The sequence below is a fragment of the Nostoc sp. genome, assembly GCF_036917415.1.
Lineage (GTDB): Bacteria > Cyanobacteriota > Cyanobacteriia > Cyanobacteriales > Nostocaceae > Nostoc.
Genome location: NZ_JBALDJ010000055.1, coordinates 38647 through 57274, shown reverse-complemented (window position 1 = coordinate 57274; position 18628 = coordinate 38647). Strand labels below are relative to the sequence as shown.

General features: G+C 41.6%; 18 protein-coding genes. 7 read left to right on the top strand and 11 right to left on the bottom strand.

Features of this window, described 5'->3' with window-relative positions; genetic code table 11:
- Positions 1-115: 115 nt before the first annotated feature.
- Both V7K41_RS10640 and V7K41_RS10635 read left to right on the top strand, forming a co-directional pair.
- Complete coding sequence (locus V7K41_RS10640) at positions 116-325, top strand: hypothetical protein (RefSeq protein ID WP_334847872.1); 210 nt, start codon at positions 116-118, stop codon at positions 323-325.
- Positions 322-645, top strand: coding sequence for a type II toxin-antitoxin system RelE family toxin (locus V7K41_RS10635; RefSeq protein WP_334847870.1), 324 nt, complete (start codon positions 322-324; stop codon positions 643-645). The genes V7K41_RS10640 and V7K41_RS10635 overlap by 4 nt, the downstream gene beginning before the upstream one ends.
- Here the strand turns inward: V7K41_RS10635 and V7K41_RS10630 are convergent.
- The gene (locus tag V7K41_RS10630; RefSeq protein ID WP_334847868.1) at positions 637-1299 is read right to left on the bottom strand and encodes a LuxR C-terminal-related transcriptional regulator; all 663 of its coding nucleotides are present in this window, start codon (positions 1297-1299) and stop codon (positions 637-639) included. The genes V7K41_RS10635 and V7K41_RS10630 overlap by 9 nt on opposite strands.
- Before the next feature lie 229 nt (positions 1300-1528).
- Between V7K41_RS10630 and V7K41_RS10625 the strand changes: the two genes are divergently transcribed.
- The 3 genes from V7K41_RS10625 (at position 1529) to V7K41_RS10615 (ending at position 4443) form a co-directional block, all read left to right on the top strand.
- On the top strand, positions 1529-1942 hold the full coding sequence (locus V7K41_RS10625) for a DUF6220 domain-containing protein (protein WP_334847866.1): 414 nt from the start codon (positions 1529-1531) through the stop codon (positions 1940-1942).
- 75 nt (positions 1943-2017) lie between these two features.
- A complete protein-coding gene (locus tag V7K41_RS10620; RefSeq protein WP_334847864.1) occupies positions 2018-2680 on the top strand; it encodes a DJ-1/PfpI family protein in 663 nt (220 codons plus the stop codon).
- A gap of 638 nt (positions 2681-3318) precedes the next feature.
- Positions 3319-4443: a site-2 protease family protein gene (locus tag V7K41_RS10615; protein ID WP_334847862.1), complete on the top strand. Its 1125-nt coding sequence runs from the start codon at positions 3319-3321 to the stop codon at positions 4441-4443.
- A 291-nt stretch (positions 4444-4734) separates the two neighbouring features.
- Here the strand turns inward: V7K41_RS10615 and V7K41_RS10610 are convergent, their stop codons facing one another.
- From V7K41_RS10610 to V7K41_RS10585, 6 genes are all read right to left on the bottom strand, one after another.
- A complete protein-coding gene (locus tag V7K41_RS10610; protein WP_334847861.1) occupies positions 4735-5451 on the bottom strand; it encodes a choice-of-anchor K domain-containing protein in 717 nt (238 codons plus the stop codon).
- A gap of 441 nt (positions 5452-5892) precedes the next feature.
- Positions 5893-8106, bottom strand: coding sequence for a tetratricopeptide repeat protein (locus V7K41_RS10605; RefSeq protein ID WP_334847859.1), 2214 nt, complete (start codon positions 8104-8106; stop codon positions 5893-5895).
- Between the two features lie 266 nt (positions 8107-8372).
- Positions 8373-8552 (bottom strand): photosystem II assembly protein Psb34, encoded by a 180-nt coding sequence (gene psb34, locus V7K41_RS10600; RefSeq protein WP_292858262.1) that lies wholly within the window; start codon positions 8550-8552, stop codon positions 8373-8375.
- A gap of 165 nt (positions 8553-8717) precedes the next feature.
- The gene (thiO, locus tag V7K41_RS10595) at positions 8718-10718 is read right to left on the bottom strand and encodes a glycine oxidase ThiO (protein ID WP_334847857.1); all 2001 of its coding nucleotides are present in this window, start codon (positions 10716-10718) and stop codon (positions 8718-8720) included.
- A 132-nt stretch (positions 10719-10850) separates the two neighbouring features.
- Positions 10851-11237, bottom strand: coding sequence for a hypothetical protein (locus tag V7K41_RS10590; RefSeq protein WP_334847855.1), 387 nt, complete (start codon positions 11235-11237; stop codon positions 10851-10853).
- A 17-nt stretch (positions 11238-11254) separates the two neighbouring features.
- Positions 11255-11593, bottom strand: a complete 339-nt coding sequence (locus V7K41_RS10585) for a 2Fe-2S iron-sulfur cluster-binding protein (RefSeq protein WP_334847853.1) — start codon at positions 11591-11593, stop codon at positions 11255-11257.
- A gap of 75 nt (positions 11594-11668) precedes the next feature.
- Between V7K41_RS10585 and cimA the strand changes: the two genes are divergently transcribed.
- Positions 11669-13330 carry a citramalate synthase gene (gene cimA, locus V7K41_RS10580; protein ID WP_334847851.1) on the top strand — a complete coding sequence of 554 codons (1662 nt, stop codon included), beginning with the start codon at positions 11669-11671 and terminating at the stop codon, positions 13328-13330.
- 137 nt (positions 13331-13467) lie between these two features.
- Here the strand turns inward: cimA and V7K41_RS10575 are convergent, their stop codons facing one another.
- Entirely contained in the window at positions 13468-14346 is an 879-nt protein-coding gene (locus V7K41_RS10575; RefSeq protein WP_334847850.1) for a M48 family metallopeptidase, read from the bottom strand.
- A gap of 307 nt (positions 14347-14653) precedes the next feature.
- Between V7K41_RS10575 and V7K41_RS10570 the strand changes: the two genes are divergently transcribed.
- Positions 14654-15874, top strand: coding sequence for an acetate kinase (locus tag V7K41_RS10570; RefSeq protein ID WP_334847848.1), 1221 nt, complete (start codon positions 14654-14656; stop codon positions 15872-15874).
- Positions 15875-15983: 109 nt separating this feature from the next.
- On the opposite strand, the gene V7K41_RS10565 is transcribed toward V7K41_RS10570, so the two are convergent.
- From V7K41_RS10565 to V7K41_RS10555, 3 genes are all read right to left on the bottom strand, one after another.
- Positions 15984-16922: a hypothetical protein gene (locus V7K41_RS10565; protein ID WP_334847847.1), complete on the bottom strand. Its 939-nt coding sequence runs from the start codon at positions 16920-16922 to the stop codon at positions 15984-15986.
- On the bottom strand, positions 16919-17749 hold the full coding sequence (locus tag V7K41_RS10560) for a hypothetical protein (protein ID WP_334847845.1): 831 nt from the start codon (positions 17747-17749) through the stop codon (positions 16919-16921). The genes V7K41_RS10565 and V7K41_RS10560 overlap by 4 nt, the downstream gene beginning before the upstream one ends.
- Before the next feature lie 103 nt (positions 17750-17852).
- Positions 17853-18362, bottom strand: a complete 510-nt coding sequence (locus V7K41_RS10555; RefSeq protein WP_334847843.1) for a hypothetical protein — start codon at positions 18360-18362, stop codon at positions 17853-17855.
- Positions 18363-18628: the final 266 nt, after the last annotated feature.

The window sequence follows — 18628 nt, the reverse complement described above, 5'->3', positions numbered from 1 at the left end:
AGGAGTAGAACAGGCGATTGAGTAGTATGAAGAGAAAGCGACGATTTGGATAAACCAGCAACTTTAAGCGGTTGGCATTAATTGATCAAATTCAACTTAATTTAATGGAGGCATAATGTCTGAGATTACACTAAACCCAGAACAACTTAAAGAAATCTTGAAAAGCGCGATCGTCGAATTGATTCGTGATAACCGTGAAGAAGTCTCTGAATTTTTTGCAGAAATCATTGAAGACATAGCAATGGAAAGAGCGATCGCTGAAGGTGAAACAACTGACCTGGTTAACCGCGACTCCATCTTTCAACTTTTGGAGCCGAAATCGTGAAAGTTGAGTTCAGAAAAAGCTTTGAAAAGGATCTTGGTAAGATTCGAGATAAGGACTTGCTCCTGAAAATTAAAAATGTAATACAAGAAGGGGAAACTGCTGAAAGTCTTTTGAATATCAGCAACATCAAAAAACTTAAGGCAGATGGAAATTACTACCGTATCCGAGTTGGTGATTATCGAATTGGTTTTGCCGAAGACGAAAATATGATTACCTTTGTTCGTGTATTACATCGCAAGGAAATATATCGATACTTGACATCAATGGCAGGATGCCCACCCCACAAAAATCATCTCTTGATTCAGCAATACCTATTTTGAAACTATAGAAAGCTTTGCAACCATGTGAGCACGAGATGAAACCTCAAGCTTGCGAAACATCCTTTTTAAGGCTTGCTTAACAGAATTTTCAGTAATCCAAAGTTCAGCACTAATTTCTGCATTGGTTTGTCCTTGAGCCACCAAGTCAGCAATTTGCATTTCACGAGGCGTTAAACGCTTTGTCTGTAATAGTGGTTGTTGTAATCTCGCCATTGCCACCCAAGTAGAAATATGCAGACAAAGCGCACTCAAATCTGTAAGATTTTGTGAATCAAATGCAGGCATTCCTTGCTGACGGGTAAAACCTACCACGCCTACTAACTGGCCATTGCTGACAATTGGCCCTGCCATGACGTGCCAGTGATCGGCACGAGGACAAATCAATTTCCATGTTTTCGGTTCTACTAACAAAGCTTCATGAACAGGGGCATGGTGTTCTAGCAAGTAGCGTGCAACTGGATTGTGTTGAGGTGATAAGGCAATTTGCAGTGCTTTTTGGAGCTTGCTGTCAACTAGAGAAATTTGAGCAAAGAAAAATAGCCCGCATCGTGTAGCTGAAAAATACTCACTCATTTGTGCGGATATGTGCGATCGCAAAGTCTGTTCATCTTTAGCTTGAGCAATTGCATGAAATAGAGCTTTTAAGGCAATCATGATTGGCAAATTGTACCCTTTCGAGGTCTAGGCGCAGTATCGCAACCAGACCTATCTTAGCTTTAGTCACACCAAACCGCTTCGCGGAGTCATTAGTTATTAGTCCTTAGTCCTTAGTTTTTTCGCCCACTCTATTGTGAGGTATGTACCAAAAAACTCTTTATCAATGACCAATGACCAATGACCAATGACCAATGACTAATTTGTTTGATTTTTGGAATTACTTCAGATGACTGTAAATTCTGGCATTGATGACACACAGATATCCGGGCGCTGGATTCAAATCAGTTTTTTGATCGCAGCAGTGCTTTTCAATCTCTGTTTAATAATCCAAATATTCAGTGTTGGACTGGCTTACTTTTACAACTCTGATTGGTGGAATCTCCATATTTGGCTCGTGCGAGGATATGGCGGACTCTCACTAATTTTGTTGATATGGGTGTTTTTGATTCCCTTTCCTCGAAGAGTCCAAAACCTTACAGTAAGTTTGCCAGTGCTGCTAGGACTGCAATTTATCACAATTCACTTGAAGACCTCTTTTCCTTTAGCAGTCTTCCATCCACTCATCGGCTTTTCCTTATTCTCTATTTCTACAACCTTAGTGCATCGGACATCTCGCATTGTATTTCCCAACCACAACTAAGACTAAATCCTTAACTTTCAATTCTTTTAGGTATAAGGATAGATTTCATAGCAACTGTCATCAGGAGATTGATTCATGACTTACTCACAAAAACATATTATTGGCTTGGTACTTTATCCTGGCATGACGGCACTTGATATTGTGGGACCCCAGACAGTTTTTAATTCGCTTCCTGGTGTCCAGATCCACCGCATCTGGAAAGCGTTAGACCCGATCAAAACTGATGACGGAATGATGATTTTGCCCGATACCACCTTTGAAAATTGCCCACCCTTAGACGTGATCTGCGTCGGCGGCGGTTTAGGACAGAGTGCAGTAGTAAACGATCCAGAAGTGCTTGAGTTTTTCCAAAAACAGGGGAGCACAGCAAAATTCATCACCTCTGTATGCGGCGGGTCTGAGTTTTTAGCGAAGGCAGGACTGCTACAAGGCTATCGAGCGGCGACTCACTGGATGATGCGCGAACAACTCGCAACGTTGGGCGTTGAGGTCGGAACGGAGCGAGTTGTGATTGACCGAAATCGCATGACTGGTGGGGGGGTTACGGCAGGCATTGATTTTGGTCTAACGATCGCTAAAGTGCTGTGTGGTGAGGAAGCCGCCAAGATCGCTCAACTATTAATGGAGTACGATCCAGCCCCTCCATTCGATGTCGGTTCACCCGAAAAAGCGGGGGCTGAGTTAGTCAACAAAGCGATGTTATATGCTGCGGGGACACTTGGTTTAAACGTAAAATAGGCAGTCTGACATAACCACAGATTCGGAAATTGAACGTGTTCCCACACGTTGGATACAAATCTGTTTTTATACGACTTACAGCAGTTTTCATGTATTTGAACCACATCTGTCGTAAGGGCACAGCATTGCTCATTGGTGTCAACTTAACGCTAAACCCGCTTGGTGAAAACATTTTGCCCTCACCCCCAGCCCCTCTCCCAAGAGAGAGGGGAGCTAGACATTCAATTCCCCTTCTCCCTTGGGAGAAGGGGTTAGGGGATGAGGGCGTGAGGGATTTACAAAACGCCTGTCTGATATAGTTTTCGGCTGAAGTTGACACGTATGAGCATTGCTGTGCCCCTACCACGTGGTCTATTTACCTGAAAATAGCTGTAAATCGTCTTTAACCTCTGCTTGATTGCTCAGTTATTAAAGATTGGGATTGCCTAGTTCAACGATCCTGCATGGTGGACTATTCATTATCGACGCGATCCAAGGTTCCTCTTGCCTCCTAAATTGAGATGTTCCCAATAACCGCACCTTTACAGACGGACACCACTACCGCCATCAAGATTAAAATCTCTTAACCTTTCGTTACAATAAAAACATCGAGAAGGACGAAACCAAACCTCTCGAAGCTGAAATCAAAGGTGAGCGACATGAATGGCACAATTCGCGTTGGTAATCTCTTCGGAATTCCCTTCTATATCCATCCGTCATGGTTTTTAGTTCTGGGTTTAGTAACTTGGAGCTATAGCAGTGGACTGGCGGTGCAATTTCCCCAATTGTCTGCGGGATTAGCTTTGCTACTAGGATTGATGACAGCGCTAATGTTATTTGCCTCTGTCGTCGCCCATGAATTAGGCCACAGTTTCGTTGCGATTCGTCAGGGAATTGATGTCAAATCCATTACGCTGTTTATATTTGGCGGTTTAGCAAGCTTAGAAAAAGAATCGAAAACCCCAGGTGAAGCTTTCTGGGTAGCGATCGCTGGGCCAATAGTAAGCTTAATACTATGTGGCATCGTTACAGCTATTGGTGTTACTACTGCTGCATCAGGGCCGTTAGCTGCAATTCTTGGCGTTCTAGCTTCTGTTAATTTAGCATTAGCCCTATTTAACCTGATTCCTGGCTTGCCCTTAGATGGAGGGAATATACTGAAATCAATTGTTTGGAAGGTTACAGGTAATCCTTATAAAGGTGTAACCTTTGCGAGTCGAGTTGGACAAATCTTTGGTTGGGTAGCAATTCTTTCAGGTGTACTTCCTCTACTATTATTTGGCAACTCAGGTAACTTCTGGAATTTGTTAATCGGCTTCTTCTTGTTGCAAAATGCTGGTAATTCGGCTCAATTTGCCAGAGTGCAAGAAAAACTCACAGGTTTGACAGCTGAAGATGTTGTAACTCATGACAGCCCGATTGTATCTGCTAATCTTACTCTGAGAGAGTTTGCCGATGAACGAGTTATAAGTGGACAAAACTGGCATCGGTTCTTAGTGACTGATGATGATGGACAATTAGTAGGTGCGATCGCTGTTGATAATTTGCGAACCATCCCAACAGCACTGTGGTCAGAAACTCAAGTCAAAGAAGTCATGCGACCAATTACCGAATCTACCACAGTCCAATCAGATCAACCTCTGCTGGAAGTCATGCAGCTACTCGAACAACAAAAGCTATCTGTGCTTCCCGTGATTCGTGAGAATGGCGTCCTAATTGGAATCTTAGAAAAAGCTGCAATTATCCAGCTACTTCAAAGCCGAACCCAACCTAACCCTGCATAAAGACGCAATTCATCGCGTCTATCAAAAAACGGGTAAACCTTTGTAGAGACGCGATTTGTCGTGTCTCTACATTTTTATCGTCAAAATTTTTGATTTTTTTTGAATTGGTATAAGTTCAAAAATCAAATCGGATTACTATATTAGGACTCCTATTTAATTTTTGAACAAGACTCAGTACCTATCTATCTTTTTCTCTGTTTCCTATTCTCTATTGCCTATTTCTATAAATTAGACATCTGATGAAAAATAATCTGGAGACCTAGTAGTGCTACGGTTCTGAATAAGTCATATTTATAGGCTCTTAGTATTTTTTTTCCAAGAATTTTTACGAGATATCAGGTATATCCCTAGCAAGGATAAACCCGCCAGTGGCGCGGGTTCGGGTATAGTTTTGATTTTTGCATAAATAGCTGTTGTAGTTGTAGCTTCTTCAAGAGCCTTAATACTTATCTGGCGACCGTCTAGATTAAAACCGGTTAACTCAAGGGTATATTTATTACTTCCGAAAGTGAAACTGCGATTACTCAAATTTGTATCTAAAAATACTAAGTCTGCACTCTTTTCAGGATCATTTGGGTCGTTAAGTGTATTTACTAAACGCAAGTTGAAGTCAAAAACTTGGCTGGTTTCCACAGGTGGGCTGAAAGATACATTGAGATTTAAAGGTACAAATCCAATGCCTGTATCGGTGCCTATCTTTCCATTAAAGTAAGTTAAATCAGCTATTTTGAATACAGAGTTAATGTCCGCAGAAAATGAAGTTCCATAAGAGGTTAGTTTATTTGGAAGTCCTGACGACGAATTAGCTTTACCCCAAGTAAATGTGTTACTTCCCACACCTGTATATATGGGATTAGTATCGGTGCTTCCTGGAGTAGGATTTCCCCATGTAGCACTAGAAATGCCAGAAAAAGTTAGAGCTTGTGCTTGACCAGAAAAAGCAAATCCTGTGGTCGAACTAACAAAAAAACTAGATATAGCAGTAGCCAAAACAAAACTTAGTTTCATAATTTTAGGTCTTAATTATCATTCTGGAGCTTCTTTCAAGTAAGTCTTCAGTCTACCTTAGTAAATTTACGCAAAATCCGCCAATATCTTATTGTTTTTTGTATAAAAAATTTATGTGTATTTCAGAATAATTTCATGAATAATTTATATTTATGAAGTTAAATTTATGAATTGTAAAAATATTTCATTACTTTGTAATGAGTAAAACAGTAAACCTTTTGCAAAAAGTTCCCTAACACGCCATCCCTAGCAAGAGTGGAGACTTTGACGTAAGTCAAAGGCAAAGTGGGGTTCTTTTTTTGATTTATGCAAGAAGTCTAGTAATTGCGTAGGCGTAGCCCGTCGTAGACATCGCTACCTTACTTGACTTGTCAAAAATTGTCAAGCTGATATCAAGTTACAGTTTTTTGACATTCCCCGCACTATGGAGAGAAATGTGATTCATAATTTTGACAAAATCTCTGGCAACAACTGGCTAGGAACTTTAGATAAAGCCAGATTTTGCCCCTGTATGCCTAATTCATTATGAAAAGTACGAATAGTTTTCACCACATAAGCGAAGGTTGTTTGATAAGCCTCTAATTGTTTACTTAATCCGTTTAAGGCTTGCAAATGGTTATCTAATGCTACTTCTAAGTGTTGAGAGCGTGTCGCTTTGTCGCCATTAAAAGACTTATCTATTACTAGCTGATAATGTGCTAGTCCCAGGTTATTGTGAGAGGCAAGCAAATCAAAACTTAAAGAAGTACCGCTAAGTGAGTGAGCCAAAGCTATAGCTTCTTCGTAAGCGCTGATACATAGTTGCAGATATTTTTGCCGTGCCTCTTGAGTAGTTTCAGATAGGTTTGCTAGATGCCAGTAGGCAGTACCCAGATTATTTTGTGTAGCGGCGCAGGCACTGGGAACATTAGCTGGAGTGCGATACTTAAGAGCTTCGCTATAAACATCTATCGCTAACTGGAGATTTTGGGCAGGTTGTTCGTATTGTGCCAGATTCCAACACGCAGTACCGATATTGTTTTGAATCATGCCATACTTCAGCGGTTCCTCTTCAGGGTTGTAGTGTGCAAGCGCTTCATTGTAAGCTGCGATCGCTTTCTTTAAATGCACAATTGGTTGATTGTATTGCCCTAAGTGCCAGTAGGCAGTACCCAAATTATTTTGGCAAGCCGCATACTTTAATGAATCCATATCAGCTGTACGGTGGCTGAGTGCTTCACTGTAAGCGAAAATTGCTTGCTGCCAATTTTCAGATGGGTGAGAGAAACGAGCTAAATCACCATAAGCTGTCCCTAAATTATTTTGTACGCGAGCGTAAGTTTCCGAATGTGTCTGGGGCGAAATCATCTTTAACGCCAACTGATAAAATTCTATTGCCTGCTCTATATAAGTTTGTCCCTCTTCAGAATTGGGTGGTGTGCGGTATAGCATCCAGTAAAGTGTACCCAAATCATTCAAGATATCTGGGAGTTGCGGTGAGCTTTCGTCATAACTAATTGCCTCCTGATAGGCAATAATTGCTACCATCAGGTTTTCTAAAGTTGCCTCTCCTTGCTCAATGCGAAGACGGTATAAAGTACCCAAGCGATGATAAGCCTCTGCCAGTATCTCCTCTGAAACTTGCTTTTCGTGTAATTCTTCAATCTCCAATAAAATCTGCTGTGGTTGTAAGGAATCCTCTGTATTTTGAGCAATACTTGTATTTATTGTTGCTATTACTAGCTCCGTTAACTCATTGCTAATATGAGATAAAGACGACAGCGATTGATTATTACTTCCACTACCAGACCGATTTGTAGATTCCTGTTGTTGTGGCGTAGCCTTCAATAAATCCGCTGTTGATGGTAAAACTTCCTCAGTTTTGTGTACGCGATTCCCTTGTATCTCTACTGGGAAATCAGAATTATTATCAAACTTTAACTCGGTGGCTGCGGTTCTGAGTTCTGCTTGGTTAACTGATTCATCTAGAATCGACTGCTCAATATTCCCTAAATCAAAGCTTCTAGAACTAGAAAAACTTTCTGGATAGCCCAAATTCTGAGTTGCTGGTGTGGGTTCTCCAGCAAACATAAATACGCCAGTACGACAACGCCAAAACTGTGGTGCTGATTGCTTGATAGCCGATAACCAAGGACGTGGTATCCACAACAGCAAATTAGATTCTAGGAATCGGCTGGATTCTTGTGTAGAGAAATATTGTTCGCTTAAGCGGAGATAGTGCAAAAATAAACGCTGTGTCGCAACTGGTTGCTTCGTAAGATGCTCCACGCCGACAATCTGAAATGCTGGTACTGGAAAAGGTCTTCCAGGAGTATCTTTTGATGCCCCAACAATTGGCGGTGGATAATTAGTCAGCCATTGATTAATCTGGATTAGGGGATTAGGATCGTTTAAATTCAAACGCAACGTGACTAATCGCGGATAAGCTGGAGTGCTATTTTCTTGAGCATTTGATGATTGATATAACACCTGTCCAACAGGATAAGCCAATGTAGAATGCAAACGGGCTGCTACCTGATTTCTTAAGTATAAATCATCACATATTGCTAAAAGAATTTGTCGTCGTAAGCCAAGACTTAAGACAAGTTTCAGGCGGTGGTATACTTGCCGATTCCAAGTAGAATTATTGTTGTGTGCAGTATCATTCACGCTCATAGCGGCTAAAGAGCCAAAACATAGTAGATATCACCTTTCTGGGTGCATTCAAGTGGGCCAAACTCATAATAAAAATGAATTTTAATAAGTAGATGTTGTGCAGCTGTGGATATATTGAGCCTTCAATTATAGTAGGAATAATAAAGTATAATTATATACTTTCATTCCCAGTTCAATTTTAACAAAAAATAAAAAAGCAGGCCCCTCTTAAAATCGGAACCTGAAAAACTATAAATAAGATGAAGTTTTCTTAAAATGTTTTACGATCAGCTGCTCTTAGAAACAAAGAAGGCGACTAAAATCAAGCCGGCAACCAAAGCTGTAGCGGCAATTCCTAGTAGGATATAAGTTCGCTTTTGCCCTTCCGTTAGAGGTTCTGCTTGATAAACCTTTGGTTCTCTGGCAAAATTATTCAGAAGACCGCCTTCTTCATTGGTATAGGGCATGAATGAATTCCTTTATCTTTATCGTTAATTTAATGTTACATAAATGCTAAATCTGGTCTTAAACTGCTAGATAAATCGTTACATTTGTCATTTGTCATTTGTCATTTGTCATTGGGCATTGGGCATTGCTTATTTCCCTATGCTCTATGCCCTATGCCCTATTCCTTAACTGGTAATCGTCCCAGTTAGAGGTGAACTAGGACTGGCGTAATCTTTAATAGGCATTCTGCCAGCAAGGTATGCTAGACGACCGGCGACTGTTGCTAAATTCATGGCACGAGCCATTGCTGCTGGTTTTGGAGAAAGAGCGATCGCACTATTAATCAACAAGGCATCTGCTCCCAATTCCATTGCCTGGGCGGCTTCTGAGGGTGAACCAATACCAGCATCTACCACCACTGGCACACCTGCATTTTCGATGATAATTTGGATATTGGCAGTTGTTTTCAGCCCTTGTCCCGAACCAATTGGCGATGCCAAAGGCATGACTGTAGCACAACCTACCTCTTCTAAGCGCTTGGCTAACATAGGGTCAGCGTTGATATAGGGCAATACTGCAAAGCCTTCTTTAACTAGTTGTTCTGCTGCTTGCAGTGTTCCAATCGGGTCTGGGAGTAAATACTTAAGGTCGGGTATTACTTCTAACTTTACAAAGTTATTATCTTCCTGCCCTAACAATTTCGCCATTTCTCGCCCTAAACGCGCTACCCGAATTGCCTCTTCAGCAGTTTGACAACCTGCGGTATTGGGTAACATCCAGATTTTCGTCCAATCCAAGGCTTCAGCTAAACCTTCATGTCCAGGAGCCTTGGTTTGTACCCGTCGTACTGCTACAGTGACAATTTGGCAATCGCTGGCGGCAACGCTTTGCTGCATTTCCTCAATGCTGCGATACTTTCCAGTTCCCGTCATCAAGCGAGATTGGAAGGTTTTGCCAGCGATAATCAGTGGGGAGTCGGTAGAGACGTGATTAATCGCGTTAGGAAGTGGGGTGGTATTATGCCCGTTGGAGAAATTGGCAGAGTGAGTCAGCATGGGGGTGGAGGTAGATGACTTGGACTGGAAGCGCGAATAGTGAAAATCAGCAAGTAGGGGGTCAGACTTTTGTTCTAAAATTAAATCGGCAATCAAAGCGGCTGTTACGGGCGCAAGTAGAATTCCGTTGCGGTAATGACCCGTAGCAAAGGTTAAATTTTGACAGTGGCTAGTGCCCAGGATGGGCAATTCATCAGGGGTAGTTGGGCGAAATCCCCACCAAAATTCCTGGATGGGATAATGCTTTAATTGGGGATACAGCCGGATAGCAGCTTGTAGTAATTTTTGAATACCTTCTGGGGTGTTGTTGGGGATAAAGCCAACGTCTTCACTTGTTGCGCCAATAACGAGGCGATCGCGTCTTGGTACAATGTAAATATCCTGCCCAAACAAAACCCGCTTTAAGGGCAATTCCGGCGAAACTTCTGGTATCCGCACACTCAGCATTTGTCCTTTTCTGGGTAGCACAGGTAGCGGTAACAATTCATTTGACCAAGCACCTGAAGCTAAAACATAGTGCGCGGTGCGAATTATTCCAGCGTTGGTTTGCACACCAACCACTTGTCCTTGCTGCTGTAAAAATGCTTCTACTATAATACCGTCTTTGAGTTCAACACCAACAGACTCAGCTGCCGTCCGCAATACGTGAGCTAGAGCTTTATTATCAACTTGTGCATCTTCAGGATACCACCAGCCACCAACTACCTCTGCTCCCAATCCTGGCTGATATTGATGAATTGCCTCTTTGTTTAACCAGTAAGCCGGGGATGAGGGAGAGGAGGAAAGACTTTCCCCTCTGCTCCTCTGCTCCCCTGCTCCCCCTGCTCCCCCTGCCTCTTCAAAGACGGGTGCGAGAATACCACAGGGACGGTAGCCAGTATTTAAGCCGGTCAGTTCTTCTAATTTGCGCGTCCAATCAGGATATAAAGCACGCGATCGCCAACACAAGGAACGCATTGCCTCATTAGCGATGTTTTCCGCATCTGGTGCCAACATCCCAGCGGCGGCGTGGGTAGCGGCAGCCTGGAAGTCACGACAAAACACGGTGACGTTTGTCCCGCGCAATTTTAGTTCAATGGCGATCGCTAAACCAATAACGCCGCCACCAATAATCACAGTCTCACTAATCATTAGTCATTAGTCATTAGTCATCTATCATTAGCCATTTATCATTAGTACATAACTAATAACTCATAACTAATAACTCATAACTTATAACTTATAACTTGTAACTAAAGACGGGTCTGAAGACGGATCTGCTCGTTACCACAAGGCGCGAATTGGTTCGTTGCCTTGATTTGTATCGCTGGATGGTGTGTTTGTTTCTGAAGAATCTGTATTGCCATCTGTTGTATTGTCAGTTGAGTCATCGGCAGAATTCTGGGCAACGTTACTCCTGTTGTCAGGTCTTGGGGCTACAATACCGCGCCTATTTTCGTTTGTTTGAGTTGTTTCGTTTCCTTGTGTTGCATCATCATTCTTGCTGCCAGCACTGCTATTAACATTGATATTAGCTGGCAGGACTTCTGATTTCTTATCACTGGGAGCGTTAGCAGTTTGTACGCCCATCGGAAAGTTGATGCCTAGTAATGTACCAAGCAGAATGGCTAAACCTCCAGCCATTAAAATTAAGGGTGTCCATCTACCCATCTTGTCTTAACTCCTTTTTAACCTTTTGGTGTCCACACTATTCGAGAACCTTGTCCCCAAAATCCATCAAACTTTGTCACTTTCACATCGCCTAAAACCTGAGTTTGACAAGCTAAACGTAAGTCTGTTGTAGGAGAATGGGGAGGAAGCGAACGCCGTGCTCGATCGCGCCAATTCGCTGCTGATACTTCGCCCTCTACCTTAACCGCGCAGGTTCCACAACTGCCAATGCCCCGACAGTTTATCACCTTAGCACCGTCATTGTAGAGGTGAATACTATTTTGCAGCAAAATCTTGCGGAGATTGCTTCCATGCTCGCAATCAATTGTTTTACCTTCAGCTAGTACTTTAGGCATTTTTAAATTGCCAAACTGGCTTTTTGTTGTATATTGACACATTGCCTCGAAAGTTGTCTCGTCGGTCCCAGTTTTATGACCACAAATTCCTCACCTCAACTTTGGCTCTATGACACTACATTACGGGATGGCACTCAGCGCGAGGGTCTATCTGTATCGATAGAAGATAAGTTACGCATTGCCCGTAGACTCGATCGACTGGGAATTCCCTTTATTGAAGGCGGTTGGCCTGGTGCTAATCCCAAGGATGTACAATTTTTCTGGCAACTCCAAGAAGATCCGCTTAAACAGGCTGAAATTGTGGCTTTTTGTTCGACTCGACGCCCCAACTCCACTGCCGCGACCGAACCGATGTTACAGGATATTTTGGCTGCGGGAACTCGCTGGGTAACAATTTTTGGCAAGTCTTGGGATTTACACGTGACCACAGGACTCAAGACAACATTAGAAGAAAATTTGGCGATGATTCGCGACACAATTGAGTACCTCCGTTCTCAGAGTCGCCGGATTATCTACGATGCCGAACATTGGTTTGATGGCTATAAGCACAATCGAGATTATGCTTTACAGACATTAGAGGCTGCGATCGCATCTGGTGCGGAATGGCTAGTCCTCTGTGATACCAATGGTGGCACTTTACCCCATGAAATTAGCCAAATTGTTCAAGATGTCATTAGTCATTTGTCATTAATCATTTGTCAAGAACCAATGACAAAGGACATAGGACAAAGGACAATCCCTCAAATTGGAATTCATACTCATAACGATTCGGAAATGGCGGTTGCTAACGCAATAGCCGCCGTGATGGCAGGAGCAAAGATGGTACAGGGCACAATTAATGGTTACGGTGAACGTTGCGGTAATGCTAACCTCTGTTCGTTAATTCCCAATTTACAACTGAAGGCGGGTTACAGTTGTATCACAGAAGACCAGCTTACACAACTTACAGAAGCTAGTCGTTTTGTGAGTGAGGTGGTCAACCTCGCGCCAGATGAACACGCTCCCTTTGTGGGACGTTCGGCTTTTGCCCACAAGGGCGGTATTCATGTATCAGCAGTGGAACGTAATCCCCTAACTTACGAACACATTCAGCCGGAACAAGTCGGGAATCGTCGCCGCATCGTGATTTCGGAACAGTCTGGACTGAGCAATGTTTTAGCCAAAGCCCGCAGTTTTGGCATTGAATTGGATCGGCAAAAGGCAGAGGCTAGGGAAATTCTCCAGCGCCTCAAAGATTTGGAGAGCGAAGGATTTCAATTTGAAGCCGCAGAGGCCAGTTTTGTACTGTTGATGCACGAAGCTTTGGGAGATCGCCAGAAGTTTTTTGAAGTCAAAGGTTTTCAAGTCCACTGTGATTTGATTGAGGGGAAAGAAACTAGCAATGCCTTAGCTACAGTCAAAGTCGCTGTTGACGGGAAAAACATTTTGGAAGTGGCGGAAGGTAACGGGCCCGTTGCCGCTTTGGATGCAGCTTTACGCAAAGCTTTGGTGAACTTTTATCCCCAAATTGCAACCTTTGATTTGACAGATTACAAAGTACGGATTCTCAATGGACATACGGGCACTGCGGCAAAAACCCGTGTGTTGGTAGAATCAGGCAATGGTCGTCAACGCTGGACGACAGTAGGAGTTTCTACTAATATTTTGGCGGCTTCCTATCAAGCGGTGGTGGAGGGCTTGGAATACGGTTTGTTATTACATTCCCAAGCAGAAGCAGCTTTAAAAGCTTCTAGTTGACAAAAGGTATATTTAGTGTAGGGAAAGTTTGCGTTTTTCGATTAACAGGGGAAGCGATCGCCAATGTGCGATCGCTTCTAACGATCTATTAAAACTTTTGTGCTAATGTCGCGAAAAAGCAATTATGAAGAGTAGCTCTACCAATTGCGCCATCCACCTTTAGGTGCAACTTCATTATTAGTAGACTTCAATCCATGACTTTGCAACAGAGTTTGATATTCTGTGCTGCTTGCCCAACGGTCAATTTCTCGCGCCCGTAGTACTGGCACTGGATGGGTTAATTGAGCTGTACGGGCAGCTTTGACCATTTCACCCAATTCTGTCTTGCTGATGTCATCGTAAGCGCGGGCTTGAGCAACAAAGGCATCGAGATTCAGTTGGGGGGCTAAGGAGGGAGAACCACCTGCCAACTTCATCAACACGGACATGACAACTTTCGGGTCTTGGGTTGCTAGTAATGCGGCGCGATCGCAGGTAAACTCAGCACAACGTACCCATTCTAAAAGTTGCGCTTGTATGGCTTGAGCAACGAAGGTTCCGACATTGGGCACAATCGCTGCAGCTAATATTAATAAATTTAGAGGTGTTAAGTAAACGCTATGGTCACACTTGAGATGCCCTAACTCATGGGCGATTACTGCCTGTATTTCCTCTGGTGTAAGAATATCAATCAGGGAAGTGTGTAGCACAACAAAAGGTTGCTTACCCCGCACAGCAAAAGTATAGGCGTTGGGAGCCGGATGTTGCCGGACGTACAACTGGGGAGGATCTATATCCAGGATTTTACAAGCATCTAACAACAGCTTGTATAAATCGGGTAGTTGCTTTTCACCCACCAGAATGCTGGAGGCAATATTTTCCACATAGAAAACCTGCTCTGCCATTGGGCCGAGCCAATTTCGCACTAACATATCTATGCCTGGTATCTGCTTGAGCGCTCTGGTAGCTTCCAGGTCTAATGGATGACGAAATGAGTCAGCTTTTAAACCAATTAGCGGGGTTTTGAAGAAGGACATAGTGCAACAAGCTATAAAAAAACACAATTATGGAATCTGGCTGGATAGATAAACAGCCTCCCACAGTTAGTATAACGATTTCAATAGGGGGTTTCTTTTCTTGCATACTCTTAAAACCCTTATCCGTCTTTGAGAAAACTAAGTACAGCATTTCATTAATTCATAGCGAATTAAAGAAAGGCAATACCCTGCAATGCCAATGCGTTGGCTTACATTAAAAACGCTACGCTTTTACGCAAAACTGTACTAAGCATAAAGTGAGATTTAGTGACACGATCAAAAGAGGTCATGTTTTTCTGTTGTCACTATGAAGATATTGGTACTGAATGCCGGATCGAGCAGCCAAAAGAGTTGTCTGTATGAAATTGCAGATGAAGCTCTGCCCACCCAAGCACCCCAACCCCTTTGGTTCGGGAAAATCAACTGGACTCAAGATCGGGGTGTGGCAGAAATTGAGGTGAAAACTGCTACGGGTGGAACGCTGCAAAAATCAATCTCTGGTGATTCTCCACAGGCGCACCTCACTTATATGCTCAATAAACTCGATCGTGATGCTACCAAGGTAATCGATCGCTTGTCAGAAATCGATGTGGTGGGGCATCGAATAGTACATGGTGGAGAGGATTATCGAGATAGTGTGCTAATTACGGAGGATGTCAAAAAGGCGATCGCTGGTCTATCTAACCTGGCTCCCGAACATAATCCAGTTGCTTTGGAAGGCATAGAAGCAATTGAAAAAATCTTAAAAGATGTTACCCAAGTAGCAGTCTTTGATACCGGATTTCATGCCACTTTACCCGATGCAGCAGCAATCTATCCCGGCCCCTACGAGTGGGTAGAGCAAGGTATTCGTCGCTACGGGTTTCATGGTATCAGTCATCAATACTGTTCTGAACGTGCCGTCCAAATTCTCGGTCGAGATGTTGCATCTGAGCGGTTAATTATCTGCCATCTGGGTAATGGTTGCTCTTTAGCGGCGATTAAAAACGGTCGCAGTATTGATACCACTATGGGATTCACCCCCTTAGAAGGATTGATGATGGGTAGTCGTTCTGGTTCAGTCGATCCGGGGATTCTGATTTATCTGTTGCGACACTGCAATTACTCTATCGAAAAGTTGGATGAGTTGTTAAATAAAGCTTCTGGGTTAAAGGGAATTTCAGGTGTATCTAGCGATGTGCGTGAAGTGAGAGAAGCGATTGCTCAAGGTAATTCCCGCGCTCAACTGGCATGGGATATCTACGTGCATCGCTTGCGTTCTGGTATCGGCGCAATGCTTACTAGTTTGGGGGGATTAGATACTTTAGTGTTTACAGCAGGTGTGGGTGAACACTCTCCACAAATTCGCCAAGCCGCCTGTGAAGCTTTTGGATTTATCGGACTGAAAATAGACCTTGAGAAAAATCAACAGCAACCTGTGGATGAGGATATTGCTACACCCGATTCATTAGTACGGATATTAGTTATTCATACTCAAGAAGATTGGGCGATCGCTCAACAATGTTGGCAGCTGTTGAAACGTAATTAGAAAGTCTGATTTAATTTGGGTAACATTGTTTGAATATCTTAGCTACCCTAATCTTTTTCTTAAAACAGTATTTCACGAAAAAATATTTTTTTCAATGCCTCACACCCGATCAAGCTAGTAACCAACGCATAAAGAGTTTACCAATTTGCCCTACTATAAAACTAAAAAACCATTGTAATAGCGGTCCAATTAGTGACAAAAACAGCAAAAATAAGAAATCAGCGGGAGTAAAAATAAAAATACTAGAAGTGACACAAGTTAGTCCCCACGCCAGCCAATTTCGATATTGATAACTAATAGAAGTCCTTTGGGGAAGTTGATTAACAAGCCAATAGCGAATAGTAGCAAAAACAAAAGATGCTACTAGCCCAATAAGTACTGATAATGAAAGTGCTAAATGTAATTTCCAAGCGAAAAAAGCAGCAGGGAACAGCGAAGCTAGCTCCCAAGCTAATAGATTTAATTTAGTCCGAAGATAGCTTAGTATTTGTTCAATAAGCCAATAATGCACATAAACAATATTTAAACACCGAGGATTTTGGATAAAATCATTCCTGATTTTGTGAATTATGTCGCCATAAAATAAGACATTACTTTGTAAAATAATATCTTTTTCTTTCCACAAATATAAAGCTGATGTATCTTCTCTATAATACAAATTAAAAGTAAGTCCGTACTGTAAGATTGATTTATTTTGTAATGATTTACTCCAAACTAATTTGATAAAACTTACTATAAAAGTGTCGTCAAAAATTTTAAAAACTTTAAAATGTTTTTGAGCAACTACTAGTTTCTGGTATTGTACAGTATTATCACTAAAGCAGTTGTAGTACAAAAGATAAGCTATTAATTTTGGCGGGATGTACAGAGAGCAGCCTATTTTTCGCGCTTCCTCAATTTGTTTTAAAACTGTCTTATTTAGATAAAAAGCATACTGTCCTGGCTCAACCTTAATTTCAAGTTCAATAGGAGTGCCTTGAGGCATTTGCACAAAGAAAGAGAGTTGAACATCACCTTCATTATCTGTATGTGTTTTATCAGCGTTCATTGTCGGGATAATTTTGCGATATTTTGTACAATACCAATCAGAAAATCTAGTGTGCCACGCCACTGTTTCTCTCCAGCAACTACCCCTTCATTATGTATTTTTAGGATTAAATCTCTATCTCCTTCAGATAATTGAAATAACTTTTTATGGTAACGGCTGATAATATCTCCATCTAACTGCATAACAGTTTGAGCATAAATAATATCAATATCTACGTTGGTAATGTTACTACCATTAAGTGCAGCTTTAAGTTCAGACATTTTCCGCAGGGTGCGAATAAATTTATCATTATTCAAAAGTTCTTCAATCTCTTGCCACCTTTGCTGCAAATTTTTTTGATTATTATCTTCTATCTCTGCAACAGGGGTTGGAGCAGGCAATATTGGTCGAGCTAGCTTTATATATACCGGATCGTCTGGAACAATATTTGCTTTATGTTCCACCTGATATTTTAGACGCTCCTGATATTGTATTATCCTGGAGTCTGGCTCACTAGTATCAGTACTTTGTTCAAGGAGAATGTAAAAATATTCTCTTTCAAGTTGCGAAAATAGACTTGTATAACGCTTGCGTAGCTCTTGAGCTTGAGTTTTTTCTGGTTCTAGGAAATTGTCTGGATTTGGAATTCCTTTGGCATCAAAGTAGTCTTTGTCATTTATTGAATAAATCTCTTCATACGCTTGCCAAGCATTAAACTTTGCGCCAGTAATTTGCTCCACAACCATAGTATTTACTTCTAAAGCTGTAATATCATCGACTAATCCATGTACAGATGAGACTAGTTTCTCTAGCAAATCTTTGGCTTGCTCTTGAATTTTGTTAGGCATAGTAATAATTTCCTTGATTTCTCTAAAGCAAATTAACCTACAGGTAGGGACAAGCTCATATTCTGTAGGTATTTTTGGGTTAATATCAATTAATAAATCTCAACTACTGGGGACGGGATAGCGATTGTTGTGAAGTTTTACGAGATTTCATAATTTCTATAAAAAATCCATACAACTTCTGCAAACTTTCAATGTTTTTTTGCATAATTTCCCGACTTTCTTTGATTTGAGTTAGATGGAATCCGCGAAGTTCTGTATATGGACCACTACCAACAAATTGACTACCAATCTCATTAGTTATATCACCATCAATTAGATTAATTATAGTGTGCATTCGATTACCTGCTTGAGCAACTTGCTGCCCTTGTGGTTGTTCTAACTGAGTAGATGATTCTGGAACCCAAGTGGTAATTTCTAGCTCGACAACTTCAACTATTGCTGTTTGAATAGCATCAATAATGTCATCAATATTGAATCCTTCTGCTTTAGTATTCAGCTTCTTAACTTTTATTTTAAATTCACTACTTGGTTTGCTAGATTGACTATTGCTTTCGCCATTTTCTATGGCTTGACCATTAATTTCTGTGGCTTCGTTAAAAATGTTATTCATCATGACGTTTTAGAGGTTACAGACAGATTTAAATATAAAGCAAGATACAATTTTAGGTTATGTCAAAATTTTTAAGGCTTTTACTCAAAAAAAGTAACTAAAGTCAAAACAACTTAATAATTTCAGAAATTTTTACTAAAAAAAGTTATGGCTTTCCTAAAGTCCAATTTATCTTAGAAAAGAATAATACCATGTTAGATTTTGGAGCCACGGTTTGCAATGAGTCTACCAATGCGGTAAGGTTTCTTTGCTGTTTTAAGTGGCTTTGA